Genomic DNA, 18322 nt, shown 5'->3' on the forward strand with positions numbered 1-18322 from the left:
ATGAAAACGACCCTATCCCATATCGCCCTCCTGCTTTCCCTCAGCCTTACGGCACTGGGGCAGATGCAGCCGTTTACCTTGCAGGAGGTCCGGCTGACGGGAGGGCCGTTTAAGCAGGCCCAGGACGTTGACCTGACCTATATCCTGGCCCTGAACCCGGACAAACTCCTGGCTCCGTACCTCATCGACGCGGGCTTACCCCTCAAAGCGCAGCGGTACGGCAACTGGGAAAGCGTCGGCCTGGATGGGCATATCGGCGGGCATTACCTGTCGGCGCTGGCCATGATGTACGCCTCTACCGGCGAGCCCGAACTGAAAAAACGACTGGATTACATGGTGGCCGAACTGGCTCGCTGTCAGGCCCAAAACGGCAACGGCTACGTCGGAGGTATTCCGCAGGGGAAGGTGTTCTGGGAACGGATTCACAAAGGCGATATCGACGGTAGTGGTTTTGGGCTGAACAACACCTGGGTGCCGCTCTACAATATTCACAAACTGTTTGCGGGACTGCGCGACGCCTACGAATACGCCGGCAATCAACAGGCTAAACAGGTGCTGGTTGGCCTGGGCGATTGGTTCATTGAGCTACTGAAACCCCTGTCCGACGAGCAGGTTCAGCAGATTCTCCGCACCGAACACGGCGGCATCAACGAGACGTTTGCCGATTTGTACATTCTGACCAGGGATAAAAAGTATCTGGAAACGGCCCAACGGCTGTCGCACCGGGCGCTGCTGAATCCGTTGCTCGAAAAGCAGGATAAACTGACCGGTCTGCACGCCAACACCCAGATTCCGAAGGTGATCGGCTACGAAAAAATCGCCAGGCTGACCGGTAGGGCCGACTGGTCGGAGGCCGCGACGTACTTTTGGCAGAACGTCTCGCAAACCCGTTCGGTGGCCTTCGGCGGCAACAGCGTTCGGGAACACTTCAACCCCACAACCGATTTCAGCCAATTGCTGCGGTCGAATCAGGGCCCCGAAACCTGCAACTCGTTCAACATGCTCCGGCTGAGCAAAGCCCTGTTTCTGGACAAGAACGACGTAAGTTTTCTGGACTTCTACGAGCGCACGCTGTACAACCATATTCTGTCGAGCCAGCATCCCGAAAAAGGCGGCTTCGTGTATTTCACGCCCATCCGTCCGAACCACTACCGCGTGTATTCGCAGCCCGAAACGAGCATGTGGTGTTGCGTAGGGTCGGGGCTGGAGAATCACACCAAATACGGCGAATTGATTTACAGTCATTCGGCGAAAGACCTGTTTGTAAATCTCTTTGTGCCCTCCACCCTTGATTGGAAAGCAACCGGCCTCAAACTGACACAACGCACCGGGTTTCCGTACCAGAATGCGTCTGAACTACTTTTAGAAACAACAAAACCACAGGAATTTGCCCTCAACATCCGCTACCCGAAATGGGCCGAAAGCCTGGAGGTATTGGTCAATGGGAAAGTGCAGGCCATTAGTGGTAAGCCCGCTGGTTACGTGGCTATTTCGCGGAAATGGAAATCGGGCGACAAGGTGATGGTTCGTTTTAAAACCGCTACCCGCCTGGAGCAGCTACCCGATGGCTCTAACTGGTCTGCCTTTGTGCATGGCCCGATTGTGCTGGCCGCTAAAACGTCCACCGCTGACCTGAAAGGTCTTTTTGCCGACGATAGCCGGATGGGCCACGAGACGAAAGGGAAACTCATTCCACTCACCAATGCCTACGCGCTTGTGGGGGAGCCGGCCTCGTATCTGACCCAACTGAAACCGATGGGCAGGCTGCGGTTCCGATTGGACACGCTGACGCTGCAACCCTTCTACGAGGTGCACGACGCCCGTTACCAGATGTATTTCCAAACCTTTACCCCGGCGGCTTTTGCAGAGCAGCAGGCTCGCCTGAAACAGCAGGAAACCGAAGCCCTGGCCCTGGAAGCCATTACGGTCGATAAGGTAAATTGCGGAGAACAACAGCCCGAAGTAGACCACGCCTACCAGGGCGAAAAAAGCGATTCGGGCTATGACGACGAGCAGTTTTGGCGGCGTACCCGCAGATATTTTTCCTACCAGCTCCAGAATAAGGAATTGGCAGGTAAAACCATTTTGATCGTGGCTTTAGACGATATACAACCCGACAATGTAACCTTTTCAATCGATGACGCCCCCGCCGAAGTAATCGCAAGAGAGGGAAAAACGATTCGATTGAAAGTCAGGGACAAAAAGGTGGTCACGCTGACCATCTCGGCCCAGAACGGAAAGCCAACCCCCCGCATCAACCAGATCAGAGTCTTAACCCATTAACCATCGTTTTCGACATGCTTAAGCAGTTTCGTGTTGCCCTCAAATGCGTCATTATGACACTATTTGGCTGTGCCTGGGGGATGCTCTCCCACGCCCAGTCCACCTTCGCCAGCAAAACCATCGGGATCGGGGTGGTGGTGGCCGATATCAACCGCTCGCTGGACTTTTACGTGAATGGCATCGGCATGGTCAAAACGGGAAGTTTCACCATTACCGAAGAGTTTGGCAAACGCTCCGGCCTGACCGGTGGTGCATCGGCGGCGGTCACCATCCTCAAACTGGAAAATAGCCCGGAAGCTACCGACTGGAAGCTGATGAGCTTCGGCAGCAAAGCGGCGCACCCCAAACCCAAACACATTCAGGACGATACGGGAATGCAGTACATCACCCTCCAGGTGAAAGCCCTGCAGCCCATCATCGACCGGCTGAGCCGCATGAAGGTTCCGTTTCTGGGCAGCACGCCCACACCCCTGAACGATAAGGCCCATTTCGTGCTGGTGCAGGACCCCGACGGCACCTTTATCGAACTCATTGGCCCGCTTCAATAGACCCTGACTTCTTCTTTTTTTGCTTCATGACAACGAAAGCAATCAAACAGATTTTTCTGACCATTGGGCTACTGCTGGGCTACGGGGCCGCGGTTGCGCAAACCGCCGGGAGCCCGGTCGCACCGAACCCCATTATCTACGCCGATGTGCCCGACATGGCCATGATTCGGGTGGGCGATACGTACTACATGAGCAGCACCACCATGCACCTGAGTCCGGGGCTGCCGATTATGAAGTCGAAAGACCTGGTCAACTGGCAGTTGGTGGGGTATGCCTACGACACGCTGACGACCGTGGACGCCATGAGCCTGCGCAACGGCAAGAGCACCTACGGACGCGGTTCGTGGGCCAGTAGCCTGCGTTATCACAACGGCCTGTACTACGCCACCACCTTTGCCCAAACCAGCGGCCGAACGCACATTTACACGACCAGGAATATCGAGAAAGGCCCGTGGAAAGAAGTATCGTTTAAGCCGTCTTACCACGATCATAGCCTGTTTTTTGACGATGACGGCCGGACGTACCTTATCTACGGTGCGGGCAAGCTCAATATCGTCGAACTGAATGCCGATGCCTCGGGCATAAAGCCCGGCACCACCGAACAGGTTCTGATTGAAAACGCCAGTACGCCATCTGGTACGGGCCCGGGGCTACCGGCTGAAGGCTCGCAACTGTTCAAGGTGAAGGGGAAATATTACCTCTTCAACATCAGTTGGCCACGGGGCGGCATGCGGACGGTAATCATTCACCGGGCGGATAAGATCACCGGCCCCTGGGAGGGTCGCGTGGCGTTGCAGGATAAGGGTGTGGCCCAGGGCGGGCTGATCGACACGCCCGACGGACGCTGGTTTGCGTACCTCTTCCGCGATTTTGGCGGGGTGGGACGCATTCCGTATCTGGTTCCGGTGAAGTGGGAGGATGGTTGGCCGGTGCTGGGCGAAAACGGCAAAGTGCCCGAAACCCTCGAACTGCCTGCCAGCAAAGGGCTGATTCCGGGGCTGGTAAACTCCGACGAATTCAGCCGCAAAAAAGGGGAGGCCGCCCTGCCGCTGGTGTGGCAGTGGAATCACAACCCCGACAATAGCCTGTGGTCGGTGACGGAGCGGAAGGGGTATCTGCGGCTGAAAACCGGCCGTACCGATACTTCGTTCGTGATGGCTCGCAATACGCTGACGCAACGTACCATCGGCCCTGAAAGTGCAGGTTCCACGTTGCTTGATGCATCGAACCTGAAAGACGGCGACTTTGCCGGGTTGAGCCTGTTGCAGAAAAATTACGGGCTGGTCGGCGTGAAGATGGAAAACGGAAACCGCTCGGTGGTGATGGTCAGCGCTTCATCAGGCAAGCCGGTGGAGGTGCAACGCGTGCCGCTGGGCCAGAAAACGGTTTACCTGAAAGCTGACTGCGATTTCCGCGACCGGAAAGATACCGCCCGTTTCTTGTACAGCCTCGACGGCAAAACCTGGACCCCCATTGGCGAGCCGCTGAAAATGCCCTACACGATTCCGCATTTTATGGGCTACCGCTTCGGGCTGTTCAACTACGCCACCGCGCAAACGGGCGGTTTTGCCGACTTTGATTACTTCCGTATTAGTGACACGATCACCGGGAAATAAGACCTTTTCTTTTCATCAATTCAATATGAAGTACGCATTTTATCTTTTGTTGTTTACCGTCTTCTGGGCGAATGCCCAAACCCCGACAACTACGGTCACCAGCCCGGACGGAAAGCTGGTGGTGGTGGTCTCGCTGGAAGAGGGCAAGCCGGTTTACAATGTCTCGTTGAACCAGAAACCGTTTTTGACCAAATCACCATTGGGTTTGAAAACCAATGTGGGCGATTTTTCGGAGGGGCTTGCCGCTGGAAAACCGGCGGTCGTGAACCGGATCGACAACTCGTACGAATTGCCAACCATCAAAACCAGTAAGGTTCATTACGTTGCCAACGAAGCGGTCATTTCACTGACAAAAACCAATGTGCCTGCCATCGACATTACGTTCCGGGTGAGCAATAACGATGTGGCCTTTAAGTACAAGGTCTATCCGCAAAAAGCGTCCCGATCCTGCGTGGTTAATGAGGAACTGTCTGGCTTTGTGTTACCCGCCGGTACAACCACGTTTCTGTCGGCGCAAAGCAAAGCGATGGTGGGTTTTGCCCGAACCATGCCCAGCTACGAGATTCCGTACACGGTCGATGATACGCTGGGCAAGAACGGCCGGGGCAATGGCTACACCTTTCCCTGCCTGTTCAAGGTCAATACCAACGGCTGGGTGTTGATTTCGGAAACGGGTGTCGACAGCCGTTACTGCGCGAGCCGCCTGCTGGGCCGTCCCGGTGGCTTGTACACCATTGGTTATCCGATGCCCGATGAGAACAACGGCATCGGCACCTCGGCACCGGGTATCCCTTTGCCGGGCGAAACGCCCTGGCGCACGATTACGGTCGGCGAATCGCTGGCCCCGATTGTGGAGACAACCGTGCCTTTCGATCTGGTCGAGCCCCGGTATGAGGCTTCCCAGAAATACCAGTATACCAAAGGCTCATGGAGCTGGATTATTGGTATGGACAGCCGAACGGTGTACGACGAACAGATTCGCTATATCGATTTCAGCGCAGCCATGGGCTATCAGACCGTATTGATTGATGCCCTTTGGGATACGCAGATCGGCCGAGACAAAATAGCCGAACTGGCCAAATACGGGGCCAAAAAAGGGGTTAGCCTGTATTTGTGGTACAACTCTAACGGCTATTGGAACGACGCCCCACAGGGACCGCGGGGGATCATGGACAACACCATTGCCCGCCGGAAAGAAATGGCCTGGATGAAGAAGATAGGCGTAAAAGGCATCAAAGTTGACTTCTTCGGGGGCGACAAACAGGAGACGATGAAGCTGTACGAAGACATTCTGTACGACGCAAACGACTACGGTATCCTGTGCATTTTTCACGGGTCGACCCTGCCCCGTGGATGGGAGCGGATGTACCCCAACTATGCCGCCAGCGAAGCCGTTCTGGCCAGCGAAAACCTGGCTTTCTCACAACGGAGCTGCGACATGGAAGCGTTTAACGCCACCATTCACCCGTTTGTCCGCAACACGGTGGGCAGCATGGATTTTGGCGGCAGCGCCCTGAACAAATTCTATAACGCGAATAACACGCCGAACAAAGGATCGAAACGGGTCACGTCTGACGTGTACGCGCTGGCAACGGCAGTATTGTTTCAGAGTGGCGTTCAGCATTTTGCATTAGCACCCAACAACCTGACGGATGCACCGGACTGGGCTATTAGCTTCATGAAAACGGTGCCTACAACCTGGGACGAAGTTCGCTACATTGATGGGTATCCGGGCAAGTACGTTGTGCTGGCACGTCGGCATGGTAGTACCTGGTATGTGGCTGGCGTAAATGCGCAAAAAGAACCGCTGAAACTGACTGTGAAACTGCCCATGATCGCGGCCGGGGCCACCTACAAAAAATACAGCGACGACGCTCAGTTAGCGGGGAAGGTAACCACCGAAACATTCCCCAAAAATCAGAAAACTGAATTGGTCATTCCTACCAATGGTGCAGTTCTACTTGTAAAGTAAAGGTCCGACGTTCGATGGTCAGCTTTCTTTAAAAGGCTCGATCTCAATGAAAAATGACATCGTCCTACCTCTTGATCTTTACCTGAAATGAAAAAAGTTGTAAAGACAATTGCCCTATTCGGTATCCTGACTGCCATCGGCTGTAAGAAACCAGCCGATGAGCCCGCGGTCAATTACCTGAAGGTCAACGTTGCCCCGCAGACCACCTTCCAGACCATCACGGGTTTCGGTGGAGCGAACCGCATGTGGGGAACAGCCTCCCTCAAACCCGCCGAAGCAGCCAAAGCGTTTGGGACAGGCGATAACGAACTGGGGTTAAGTATCTTTAGGGTCCGCTTGTCTTCCAATAAAAATGAATGGCCGATCATTGTCGAAGCGGTTAAGGAAGCCAACAAACGAAACGTGAAGGTACTGGCTTCGCCCTGGTCTCCACCGCCCGCGCTGAAGAGCAACAACAGCGATGTGCGGGGAACCCTGCTGCCCGAAAACTATAAGGCGTTCAAAGACTACATCAACGAGTTTCTGGCCTTTATGACCAGCAACGGGGCCAAAATCGATGTGGTGTCCATCCAGAACGAACCCGACTGGAAACCCACTTACGAGTCCTGCGACTGGACGGCCACCGACATGATTAACTTCCTGAAGGCACCCGGTCAGATTGTGGGCGCGAAGCTGGCCGCTCCCGAATCGCTGAACTTCAACCAGCAAATGACCAACGCGCTGCTGTCTGATCCTGAGGCCGCCAGGAAGTTCGACATCATAGCCGGACACCTGTATGGCGGAGGTATCGGCAGGTTTCCGCTGGCTGAGCAACAGAAGAAGGAAATCTGGATGACCGAGTACCTCCTGAATCTCGACACCGGAAACGCGGGTGCCCCGAAATGGAGTACGTATTCGGAAACCGCAAAATGGACCGAAACCATGAAGATGCTCACCTCGGTCCACGACGCCATGACCAGCAACTGGAATGCCTACATCTGGTGGTATTTGCAGCGGTATTACTCGTTTATCGGCGATGGGGAAGAAGGAACCACCAACGGCGAAGTGCTCAGGCGGGGCTCGGCTTTTTCGCATTTTTCAAAATTCGTACGGCCGGGCTTCGTGCGAATTGACACACAGGCCGACGGGAATTATTTCCTGAAAATAACGGCCTACCAGAACGGCCCGCAAACCGTTCTGGTCGTGCTCAATACGGCCTCATCGACGGTAAAAAACGTGCAGTTCAACGGTTTGACACCCAAATCGGCCACGGCTTACACTACTTCTGAAACAGCAACCCTGGTGAAAAAAGAGCTGACCGTTGCGGCCAAAGCGGTCACCTTCGACTTCCCCGGCAACAGCGTAACGACTTTGATTATCAATAATTAACCCATTGGTTTTCGGATGACCGCTATGAGAAAGATTAACCTACCCTTACTCCTTGTGTTTCTGTTTTGCCTCGTCGGGAAGTCCGTGCAGGCCCAGGACAAGAACTTTTACATCTTCCTCTGTTTCGGGCAATCCAACATGGAGGGCAACGCCCGCATTGAACCGCAGGATACCGTCAACGTCAGCAGCCGGTTTCAGGTCATGGAAGCCGTTGACTGCCCGGCGATTAACCGAACAAAAGGCAATTGGTACACCGCCGTCCCGCCCCTGTGCCGCTGCCGGACCGGCCTGACGCCCGCCGATTATTTTGGCCGGGAACTGGTGGCGAATCTTCCCGAAAACGTCCGGATAGGGGTCATCAATGTGGCCGTCGGTGGCTGTAAAATCGAGCTGTTCGACAAAGATCATTACGAGTCGTACACCGCGAATGTGCCGGGCTGGATGAAGAACATGCTTAAAGAGTACGACGGAAACCCCTACGCCCGGCTGGTCGAGATGGCGAAACGGGCGCAGAAAGACGGGGTCATCAAGGGCATTCTGCTGCATCAGGGCGAGTCGAACACCAACGATTCACTCTGGACAAAAAAGGTGAAGGTCGTGTACGACAACCTGATGAAGGACCTGGATCTAAAGCCCAGAAAAGTGCCGTTGCTGGCGGGCGAAACGGTCAACGCCGACCAGGGGGGCGTTTGCGCGAGCATGAACAAAATCATTGCCACGCTTCCGCAAACGATCCGGAATGCGCACGTGATCTCCTCGGCGGGCTGCCCCGACGCGGCGGATAACCTGCATTTCAATGCCGCCGGATACCGTGAACTGGGAAAACGGTACGCGGCCACCATGCTGACCTTGCTGGGCTATAAACCCACGGCGGGCAGGTAAGGCCCAACGCCTTTGACCAAAACGCGGCGGATGCTGAATGAAACTAACTACCCGTTAAACCTTACCAACATGAAGCGCTTCAGAATAACGTGGCTGACCGCAGGAAAGCAGTATACAGGCAAACTGGCGGTGGCCGGCTGGCTGCTGGCTTGCCCGCTAACGGCCACGGCGCAGGAGATCATTCCGCTGTATTCGCCAGCCGTGCCGAACTCCAAAGCCTCCGACCTCCAGGAGTCGGGGGCGGCGTCGGGCGTGCTGAAAGGCATTACCCGGCCCACGCTGGAATTTTTTAAACCCGCTCCCGGCCGGGCGTCCGGGGCGGCGGTGATCGTCATTCCCGGCGGCGGCTACGGCGTGGTCGTGTACCAGGGCGAAGGCGTGGCAACGGCGAAGGCGCTGGCGGAAAAAGGCGTGGCGGCTTTTGTGCTAAAATACCGGCTGCCCAGCGACGCCATCATGCCCGACAAGAAAATCGGTCCGTTGCAGGATGCCCAGCAGGCCCTGAAACTGGTCCGCGACAACGCCGCCAAATGGGGAATCGACAAAGCCAAAATCGGAATTATGGGCTTCTCGGCGGGCGGCCATCTGGCTTCGACGGCCGCGACGCATTTCGAAAAGGCGTATATCGAAAACAGCAGCCAGACCAGCCTGCGGCCCGATTTTCAGGTTCTCATCTACCCGGTAATCAGCATGCAGGACAGCCTGACGCATGGCGGCTCGCGGGATAATCTGCTGGGGAAAACCCCGTCGCGGCAGGACGCGGACCTCTTCTCCAACGAACTTCAGGTAAGGGCCAACACGCCGCCCGCCTACCTGACCCACGCGGCCGACGACAAACTGGTCGATGTGGACAACAGCATCGTCTATTTCCAAAAACTCCGGCGCCTGAAAGTCCCGGTGGAGATGCACATTTATCCCAAAGGCGATCACGGATTCATCTTCCGCCACCCCGGCTGGATGGAGCCGCTGTTTGCCTGGATGAAAGCGAATAACTGGCTTAAAGACTAAACCCGGCCCGGCCTGCCCCAATTTCCTTAGACTTCCTGAACCATGAAGCGTATTTTTTTATTCTGTCTGCTGATTTGGGGTGGCGTGGCTGGCGGCCAGCCACTGCCCGTCGCTATCGCGGTCGATGCCGCCAGGCCGGTGGGCGACATGAAGCCGTTCTGGGCGTTTTTCGGCTACGACGAACCCAATTACACCACCCGGAAAGACGGCCAGAAACTGCTCACCGAACTGCAGCAGCTTAGTCCCGTGCCGGTCTACGTCCGGGCGCACAACCTGCTGACTTCGAAAGGCAACAGCCCCGGTCCTGACCTGAAATGGGGCTTTACGGATGCCTACCGGGAAGATGCCAGCGGCCGGCCCATTTATAACTGGACGGTGGTGGACAGCATCGTGGACACCTACGTCAAACGGGGCATGAAGCCGCTCATGGAAATCGGGTTTATGCCCCAGGCGCTTTCGGTCAAGCCCGAACCTTACGAACACCGCTGGAGCCAGGGCGGCAACCTCTGGACGGGCTGGACCTACCCGCCGAAAGACTACGACAAATGGCGGGAACTGGTGTATCAGTGGGTCAGACACAGCATCGACCGCTACGGAAAAAAGGAAGTGACAAGCTGGCTTTGGGAAGTCTGGAATGAGCCGGACATCAGCTACTGGTCGGGGACGTTCGACGAATACTGCAAATTGTACGATTACGCCGCCGACGGCCTGAAACGGGCCTGCCCCGAATGCACCATCGGCGGGCCGCATACCACCAGTCCGCGCAGCGAAAAAGCCTACAGCTACCTGACCCGCTTCATCGAACACTGCCTGCGGGGGCAGAACTACGCGACGGGTAAAATCGGGACGCCGCTCCAATACATCGGCTTCCACGCCAAAGGCAACCCGGAATTTGTCGGCGGCCATATCCGCATGAACATGGGCGTACAGCTGAAAGACATCCAGCGGGCGTTCGAAGCCGTCAATTCGTTTCCCGAACTGAAAAACATTCCCATCATCATCGGGGAATGTGATCCCGAAGGCTGTGCGGCCTGCGCCGTCACGCGCGACCCCCGCTACGGCTACCGGAACGGCACGATGTATTCCAGCTACACCGCCTCCTCGTTTGCCCGCATCTACGAGCTGATGGACCAGCACCAGGTGAACCTGCGCGGGGCCGTGAGCTGGTCGTTCGAGTTCGAGGATCAGCCGTGGTTTGCCGGTTTCCGCGATCTGGCGACGCACGGCGTCGATAAGCCCGTGCTGAACATTTTCCGGATGTTTGGCAAAATGAGCGGCCAGCGGCTGGCGGTCCAGACCGACAAGGGGCTCAAAGCGGCTTCCATCATCGCCAGCGGCGTCCGGGCCGAGAACGACGTGAACGCGATCGCCAGCAAAAGTGCCCGCTCGCTCTGCGTGATGGTGTGGAATTACCACGATGACGACGTGCCCGGCCCGGCCACTCCGGTCCAGCTCACCATCAACGGCCTATCCCAAAAGAAGGTGCTGACCCGCCACTACCGGGTGGATGACCGGCACAGCAACGCCTTCGAGAAGTGGAAGTCGATGGGAAGTCCGCAGCAGGTGTCGGCCGAGCAGTACAAGGCGCTGGAACAGGCGGGCGGGCTCCAGGAACTGACCCCGCCAACGTCCAAAGCGGTGGCCGGCGGCAAAACGACGCTGACCTTCGACCTGCCCCGGCAGGGTGTTTCCCTGATTCAGTTAAGCTGGTAAATTCTGATTCCGCCCGAATTAAGGCCCCTGAAAGGTCACGGAATTTTTTGAATGAATCGCCGGATGCGGAAGGGGCCGGGGGCAGGCAGTAAGTCCCCCGGCATCCTGCCTTTCCCCTAAAATTCCTAAAGCCATTCATTCATGAGCCTTTCGTCCGTTGCCCGGCCGACGCTGTCCCTGCTGGGGGTCGTCGCCGCCTCACTGGGCCTGTACGCCTGCCTTCGTGCCAAACCCACGGCGCCATCAACGGCCGCCGCTCAGACCTCCGTTCAGGCGGCGCCCGCCCCGCTGCCCCGCGTGCTGGTCTTTTCCAAAACCAAAGGCTGGGTGCACACGTCCATTCCCTTTGGCATCGCGGCGATTCAGAAGCTGGGGAAGGAGCATCGCTTCCTGGTCGATACCACCAAAAACGCGGCCTTTTTCACCGACGACAGCCTGAAACGCTACGCGGCCGTTATTTTCAATTGTACGACCGGAAACGTCCTCAATCCGCAGCAACAGGCGGCTTTTGAGCGGTACATCCAGGCGGGCGGCGGCTACGTCGGGATTCATTCGGCGGCCGACACGGAATACGAATGGCCCTGGTACGCCAAGCTGATGGGCGCTCATTTTTCGAGCCACCCCAACCACCCGAACGTCCGGAAGGCAACCGTCGAAGTGACCGATAAGGCCCACCCTTCGACCGCCCACCTGCCCGACCGCTGGGAGCGCACCGACGAATGGTACAACTACCGCTCGTTCTACACCGGCCTGAAGGTGCTGGCGAATCTGGACGAGAACACCTACGAGGGCGGCACCAATGGCGCCAGTCACCCCATCGCCTGGTACCACGAGTTCGACGGCGGGCGGGCCTGGTACACGGGCGGCGGTCATACCGACGAGAGCTTCAGCCAGCCCGATTTCCTGCAGCACGTGCTCGGCGGCATTCAGTACGCCATGGGCAACAACCGGCCGCGTGACTACCGCAAAGCGTATTCGGTCGAAGTGCCGGAGCAGAACCGCTTCGTGAAAACCGTGCTGGTCAACGACCTGGACTCGCCGATGGAACTGGCCGTAGCGGACGATGGACGGGTTTTTTATACCGAACTGAAAGGGAAACTGTCGGTTTACGATGCCAGAACGGGGCAGAACAAACTGGTGCACAAATTCCCGATTACCTCCAAAGGCGGCACGGGCCTCATCGGCGTGACGCTGGACCCGAATTTCAGCCGGAACCCGTTTATCTACGTTTATTACGCCCCGCCTTCCGAAAGCGAACCGTTTGATTTTTACCTCTCGCGGTTTGTGGTGAATCCGGACAATTCGCTGGATTTGTCGTCGGAAAAAGTGCTGCTGAAAGTGCCCGTCGAAATCAACAGCGGGGCGCACCACGGGGGTTCGCTGGCCTGGGATAAGGACGGAAACCTGTACCTCTCGACCGGCGACAGTTCCAGCCCGTTCCCGTCCAACGGCTACGCGCCCATCGACGAGCGCCCCGGCAGGGAATATTACAGCCTCGACGCCCAGCGGTCGGCCGGGAACACCAACGATCTGAAAGGAAAAATTCTGCGCATCCATCCCGAAGCCGACGGCACCTACACGGTTCCGGTGGGCAACCTGTTTCCGAAAGGCACAGAAAAAACGCGGCCCGAAATCTACGCGATGGGCTGCCGCAACCCGTACCGCATCGCCGTGAACCCGAAAACGTCGGTGGTGTACTGGGGCGAAATCGGCCCCGACGCCGGGAAGGACAGTCTTCAGGGGCCGCGCGGGTACGACGAATTCAACCAGGCCAAAAAACCGGGCTTTTTCGGCTGGCCGTACTTCGTCGGCAACAACTACGCCTACGCCAAATGGGATTTTGCCGACAACACGGCCGGCCCCCCGTTCGATCCGAAAGCGCCGGTCAACCAGTCGCCCAACAACACGGGCCTGACCAGCCTGCCGCCCGCTACGCCCGCCATGATCTGGTATCCGTACGCCGCTTCGGCCGAATTTCCGGAACTGGGTCTGGGCGGCCGTTCGGCAATGGCGGGGATGTTTTATAGCTACGACCGGGCCTCGGCCTCGCCCGGCAAATTTCCCGAATACTACGACGGCGGGCTATTCGTCTTCGACTGGATGCGCAACTGGGTGATGGTGCTCCGGTTCGACCAGAACGAAAACTACGTCCGCTCCGAACCGTTCATGGCGGGCAACGGCGACTTCCGCCGCCCCATCGATCTGGCCTTTACCCGCGACGGCGTCATGTATATGCTCGAATACGGCTCTGTCTACGGCGCTGACAACGACGACGCCCGGCTGGTCCGGATCGAGTACAATACCGGCAACCGCGCCCCGCTGGCCTCCGCCCGCGTCTTCGATTCTACGGCCGTGGCGCAGGCCAGTGCCAAAGCCTACCTCACCTCCGAATCCCGGCAGAACGTCCCGCTGGTCCGGGAAGCCGCCGGACCGGCCCCGCTGCAGGTTCGTTTCAGCGGCCGGGGTACGGACCTCGACGAAGACGACCGGCTGACTTACGAATGGCTTTTCGATGGCCGGACGGTCGGCGCAACCCGTCCCGAGGCCCGGTTTACCTACACCCGGCCGGGCACCTATCCGGCGGTATTCCGGGTGACGGACGCGGCCGGGAAGGTCGGCACGGATACCATTCTGGTCAAGGTCGGCAACGCCCGTCCGGAAGTGACCATCACGACCCCCGGCAACCGCTCGTTTTTCTGGGAAGGCAAGCCGCTGGCGTACGCCGTGAAGGTGACCGATCAGGAAACTCCGCGCATCGACCCCGGCAAGGTCAGCGTCTACCTGGCGTATAACCCGCAGCCCGCCGCGTCCCGCGAAGCCTCAGCCGGGCACCAGGTGCTGACACCGGAACCGCTGGGCAAAAGTCTGATGGCCAACAGCGACTGCAAAGCCTGTCATCAGGTGGACAAAAAATCGGTTGGGCCGACGTTTGTCGATATTGCCCGGCGATACAAAACCGAAAACGGCTCGCTGGACATGCTTGCCCGCAAAATCATCACCGGCGGGGGCGGCAACTGGAGCAAACAGTACGTCATGAGCGCCCACCCGCAGGTGCCGCTGCCCGACGCCCAGGAAATGGTCCGGTACATTTTCTCGCTGACGGACAAACAGCAGGCGCAGAAAACGCTGGCGACCGAAGGCGTGCTGACCTTCCGGGAGCACAAGGCCAACGAGCCGCGCGGGCAGTACACGCTACTGGCGTCGTACACGGATGCAGGCGCGAAAGGGGCGGAGCCGCTGACAGGGATCGACCTGATCACGCTGCGCCCGGCCAAAGTAAGCACCGTGTATGCCGACGAGGTGAAGGGCTTTCCGCGCTGGGGCAACAGCCTGAGCCAGGGCAGTCACAAGGCGCACATCATGCTCAGAAACATCGACCTAACGGGCATCCGAACGCTAACCTACGAATACTCGGCCCAGGACAAGGACGGCGAAATCGAGGTCCGGCTCGATTCGTACGCCGGGCCGGTGGTGAGCCGGACACCGTTCAGGCCGACGGGCGGGTGGAACAAACGGGAGAAACTGACCGCCGGATTCGACAAGCCCCTGAGCGGAAAGCACGACCTTTACTTCGTGGTCGTGCGGCGACAGAAACCGTTCAACGACCTGATTAACCTTAGTTCGATTCAGTTTGACGAGTAAGGAAAACGTCCCGGCCCGCGAGCCGGGACGTTTTTTTCTGCCATTTCCCACCGAAAAGCCCTACCTTTGCGGCCAGTAATCACTTCTGTTTATTACGCATGGCTGCCGAAGCACCTGAACAAGCAATTCCCACTGTCGAAACCGCCCGCAAACTGGGCCTGCTTCCCGACGAATACGACCGCATCTGTGACATTCTGGGCCGCAAACCCAATTTCACCGAACTGAGCATTTTCTCGGTCATGTGGTCGGAACACTGCTCGTACAAAAACTCCATCGTCTGGCTCAAAACCCTGCCCCGCGACTCCGAACGGATGCTGGCGAAGGCGGGCGAAGAGAACGCCGGACTCGTGGACATCGGCGATGGCCTGGCCTGTAGCTTCAAAATCGAATCCCATAACCACCCCTCGGCCCTCGAACCCTACCAGGGCGCGGCAACGGGCGTGGGCGGGATCAACCGCGATATTTTTACGATGGGTGCCCGGCCCATCGCCCAGCTGAACTCGCTGCGCTTCGGCGACCTGAGCCTGCCCAAAACGCGGCGCCTGCTGCGGGGCGTGGTGAAAGGCATCGGCGATTACGGCAACGCGTTCGGCATTCCGACCGTCGGCGGCGAGGTGTATTTCGACGAATGTTACAACACCAACCCGCTGGTCAACGCGTTCTCGGCCGGAATCGTGAAGGTCGGTACCGTGGCTAAAGCCACTTCGTACGGCGTCGGCAACCCGGTGTTCATCGTTGGGTCCGCGACCGGTAAGGACGGCATCCACGGGGCGACGTTTGCTTCCGAAGATATTTCCGAAAAGTCGGAAGAGAAGCTCCCGGCCGTGCAGGTGGGCGACCCGTTCATGGAAAAACTGCTGCTCGAAGCGACGCTGGAAATCATCGCCACGGGCTACGTCATCGGCATTCAGGACATGGGCGCGGCGGGCATCATCTGCTCGACCTCCGAAATGAGCGCCAAGGGCGAACACGGCATGATCATCGACCTCGACAAGGTGCCGACCCGCCAGCAGAACATGGAGCCGTTCGAAATCCTCCTTTCCGAATCGCAGGAGCGGATGCTCGTGGTGGTCGAAAAAGGGAAGGAAGACGTCATCAACGGCATTTTCGAGAAATGGGACCTGCACTGCGAACAGATCGGTGAGGTGACCGCCGCACCGGAAGGGGATACCGGGCGGCTGCATTTCTACCGCTACGGTCAGCTGGTGGCCGACGTTCCGGCCCACGACCTCGTGCTGGGCGGCGGCGCGCCGCAGTACCACCGCGAATACCGCGAACCGGCGTACATCAAAGAATTTGAAAAGTTTTCGATCGATAGCGTGCAGGATGTGCAGACTCAGGAACTGAAGTCCGTGGCGAAACACCTGCTGGCGCACCCGAATATCTGCTCCCGCCGCTGGATTTACGAGCAGTACGACTCGATGGTCGGCACGGCCAACCGCAGCACCAACGCCCCGTCGGACGCCGCCGTGGTGCGCATCAAAACGCCGGAAACGGGTCTGAGCAACAAATCCATCGTCATCACAGTCGATTGCAACAGCCGCTACGTCAACGCCAACCCGAACACGGGTGCGCAGATCGCCGTGGCCGAAGCCGCCCGGAACATCGTCTGCTCCGGCGGCGAGCCGCTGGCCGTGACCAACAACCTGAACTTCGGCAACCCGTACGTGCCGGAAGTATACTGGCACTTCGTGGAAGCCGTGAAAGGCATGGGCGAGGCCTGCCGCCGCTTCGAAACGCCGGTGACGGGCGGAAACGTCAGCTTCTACAACCAGAGTTCCGACGACGGCCCGGTCTTCCCGACGCCGACCATCGGGATGCTCGGCCTGATGGAAGACCCCGGCAACCGCATGACGCTGAACTTCCGGAGCGTTGGCGACCTCGTTTACCTGGTCGGTCAGCCGAAGGCCGATATTGCTTCGTCGGAGTACCTGTACTCGTTCCGCGGCGTGAAGGCGTCGCCGGCCCCGGCCTTCGACATGGAGGAGGAACTGGCCGTGCAGGCCGCTGTCAAGACGCTGATTACGCAAAAACTGGTCGTTTCGGCCCACGACGTATCGGACGGCGGGCTGTTCGTCGCCGTGGCCGAGTCGGCCATGGCGGGCGGCACGGGCTTCTCGATCACGACGGATTCCGCGTTCCGCAAGGATGCCTACCTGTTCGGCGAGAGCCAGAGCCGGGTGGTGGTATCCGTAGCGCCGGTACGAAGCGCCGAGTTCGAAGCGGCTCTGCAAAGCGCGGGCGTGGCCTTCAGCAAAATCGGCGAAGTGACCGAAGCGGACTTCGTGGTGGATGGTGAAACGGTTCTGACCGTGGCCGAAGCGGGCGAACTCTACGACAACGCGCTGGGCAAGATTATGGAATAAGACGGTTTGCAAACCGTTTAAGAAAAGCCAGACTTGCCGGGTGCAGGTCTGGCTTTTTCTGTGATCAGGGTGAGTTGTTTCTCGCAGATTAACGCGGATTTTAAGCGCAGATTCTCGCAGACTTTCTGTGAAAATCTGCGCTTAAAATCCGCGTTAATCTGCGAGAAATACTTGTGCACGCCTCCTGTGAAATTTCCACCCCGGCGCGAATGCTAGAGCAAAACCAGAAGCCCGGCAGTTGGCGCAGTAGGTTCGTTGTCCGAACCATTCTTTTTCGGTAGTTTCGTCAGGCAAATAATAAAACCATGAACGCTCTTCCTCTTTCTCATCCGCGGTACACCGTCGAAGAATACTTTGAACTGGAAAAAGAAAGCGATATCCGGTATGAGTTTTACAGCGGTGAGGTGTTTGCGATGGCGGGTACGACCGTGACGCATAATCTGCTGGTAGACCGGGTAAAAGATTTGTTAAAGGCTTTTTTCAGGCCAAAAGGTTGCAACGTCTTTTCGGAAAACATTAAGGTCGAAGTCATTCGCGGCCTGTATTATCCGTACCCGGACGTTATCGTGGCCTGCCACCCGTTCGACCTGCGGGGGACAAACCTGATGGTTCGTCAGCCGCGCATTCTGGTAGAGGTACTTTCGGCTTCCACGGCCGAGAAAGACAGGGGTTTCAAGTGGCGGCAGTACCGCAAACTGCCCTCGCTCTGGTACTATGTGCTGGTAGACCAGTACGCCGCCGTGGTCGAACTCTTCAGCCGACGCGAAGAAACCGACGAATGGATCAACACCGTGTACGAGCACTGGGATGACCGCATCGAGTTTTCACGGCTCGGCTTCGGCATGACGCTGGGGGAAATCTACGAAGGAATTGATTTGAGTCAGGAAAGTGAGGAAATGTCGCCGCCGGAATAATCCGGAAATA

11 protein-coding genes are annotated in these 18322 nt (G+C 57.8%); all 11 read left to right on the forward strand.

What is annotated here, in order from left to right; all coding sequences use genetic code 11:
- The 11 genes from ORG26_RS21285 (at position 1) to ORG26_RS21335 (ending at position 18312) form a co-directional block, all read left to right on the forward strand.
- A complete protein-coding gene (locus ORG26_RS21285) occupies positions 1 to 2283 on the forward strand; it encodes a glycoside hydrolase family 127 protein (protein ID WP_266365422.1) in 2283 nt (760 codons plus the stop codon).
- Between the two features lie 53 nt (positions 2284 to 2336).
- Positions 2337 to 2831: a VOC family protein gene (locus ORG26_RS21290; protein ID WP_407704832.1), complete on the forward strand. Its 495-nt coding sequence runs from the start codon at positions 2337 to 2339 to the stop codon at positions 2829 to 2831.
- 26 nt (positions 2832 to 2857) lie between these two features.
- Positions 2858 to 4447: a glycoside hydrolase family 43 protein gene (locus tag ORG26_RS21295; protein WP_266365426.1), complete on the forward strand. Its 1590-nt coding sequence runs from the start codon at positions 2858 to 2860 to the stop codon at positions 4445 to 4447.
- Between the two features lie 25 nt (positions 4448 to 4472).
- Entirely contained in the window at positions 4473 to 6419 is a 1947-nt protein-coding gene (locus tag ORG26_RS21300) for a glycoside hydrolase family 97 protein (RefSeq protein WP_266365428.1), read from the forward strand.
- A gap of 87 nt (positions 6420 to 6506) precedes the next feature.
- Positions 6507 to 7787, forward strand: coding sequence for a glycoside hydrolase (locus ORG26_RS21305; RefSeq protein ID WP_266365430.1), 1281 nt, complete (start codon positions 6507 to 6509; stop codon positions 7785 to 7787).
- Between the two features lie 24 nt (positions 7788 to 7811).
- Complete coding sequence (locus tag ORG26_RS21310; protein WP_266365432.1) at positions 7812 to 8669, forward strand: sialate O-acetylesterase; 858 nt, start codon at positions 7812 to 7814, stop codon at positions 8667 to 8669.
- A gap of 69 nt (positions 8670 to 8738) precedes the next feature.
- Entirely contained in the window at positions 8739 to 9677 is a 939-nt protein-coding gene (locus ORG26_RS21315) for an alpha/beta hydrolase (RefSeq protein WP_266365434.1), read from the forward strand.
- A gap of 42 nt (positions 9678 to 9719) precedes the next feature.
- Positions 9720 to 11390 carry a GH39 family glycosyl hydrolase gene (locus ORG26_RS21320; protein ID WP_266365436.1) on the forward strand — a complete coding sequence of 557 codons (1671 nt, stop codon included), beginning with the start codon at positions 9720 to 9722 and terminating at the stop codon, positions 11388 to 11390.
- 141 nt (positions 11391 to 11531) lie between these two features.
- A complete protein-coding gene (locus ORG26_RS21325) occupies positions 11532 to 15032 on the forward strand; it encodes a ThuA domain-containing protein (protein WP_266365438.1) in 3501 nt (1166 codons plus the stop codon).
- A gap of 98 nt (positions 15033 to 15130) precedes the next feature.
- Complete coding sequence (purL, locus tag ORG26_RS21330) at positions 15131 to 17398, forward strand: phosphoribosylformylglycinamidine synthase subunit PurL (RefSeq protein WP_266365441.1); 2268 nt, start codon at positions 15131 to 15133, stop codon at positions 17396 to 17398.
- Between the two features lie 305 nt (positions 17399 to 17703).
- A complete protein-coding gene (locus ORG26_RS21335; RefSeq protein ID WP_266365443.1) occupies positions 17704 to 18312 on the forward strand; it encodes a Uma2 family endonuclease in 609 nt (202 codons plus the stop codon).
- Positions 18313 to 18322 lie beyond the last annotated feature (10 nt).

Source organism: Tellurirhabdus rosea (assembly GCF_026278345.1).
Classification (GTDB): domain Bacteria; phylum Bacteroidota; class Bacteroidia; order Cytophagales; family Spirosomataceae; genus Tellurirhabdus; species Tellurirhabdus rosea.

Excerpts from the sequence above, each read along its gene's own strand:
- ORG26_RS21315 (WP_266365434.1), top strand. The coding sequence starts at position 8,739 with ATGAAGCGCTTCAGAATAACGTGGCTGACCGCAGGAAAGCAGTATACA.
- ORG26_RS21290 (WP_407704832.1), top strand. The coding sequence starts at position 2,337 with ATGACACTATTTGGCTGTGCCTGGGGGATGCTCTCCCACGCCCAGTCC.
- ORG26_RS21285 (WP_266365422.1), top strand. The coding sequence starts at position 1 with ATGAAAACGACCCTATCCCATATCGCCCTCCTGCTTTCCCTCAGCCTT.
- purL (WP_266365441.1), top strand. The coding sequence starts at position 15,131 with ATGGCTGCCGAAGCACCTGAACAAGCAATTCCCACTGTCGAAACCGCC.
- ORG26_RS21295 (WP_266365426.1), top strand. The coding sequence starts at position 2,858 with ATGACAACGAAAGCAATCAAACAGATTTTTCTGACCATTGGGCTACTG.
- ORG26_RS21310 (WP_266365432.1), top strand. The coding sequence starts at position 7,812 with ATGAGAAAGATTAACCTACCCTTACTCCTTGTGTTTCTGTTTTGCCTC.
- ORG26_RS21320 (WP_266365436.1), top strand. The coding sequence starts at position 9,720 with ATGAAGCGTATTTTTTTATTCTGTCTGCTGATTTGGGGTGGCGTGGCT.
- ORG26_RS21305 (WP_266365430.1), top strand. The coding sequence starts at position 6,507 with ATGAAAAAAGTTGTAAAGACAATTGCCCTATTCGGTATCCTGACTGCC.
- ORG26_RS21335 (WP_266365443.1), top strand. The coding sequence starts at position 17,704 with ATGAACGCTCTTCCTCTTTCTCATCCGCGGTACACCGTCGAAGAATAC.
- ORG26_RS21325 (WP_266365438.1), top strand. The coding sequence starts at position 11,532 with ATGAGCCTTTCGTCCGTTGCCCGGCCGACGCTGTCCCTGCTGGGGGTC.
- ORG26_RS21300 (WP_266365428.1), top strand. The coding sequence starts at position 4,473 with ATGAAGTACGCATTTTATCTTTTGTTGTTTACCGTCTTCTGGGCGAAT.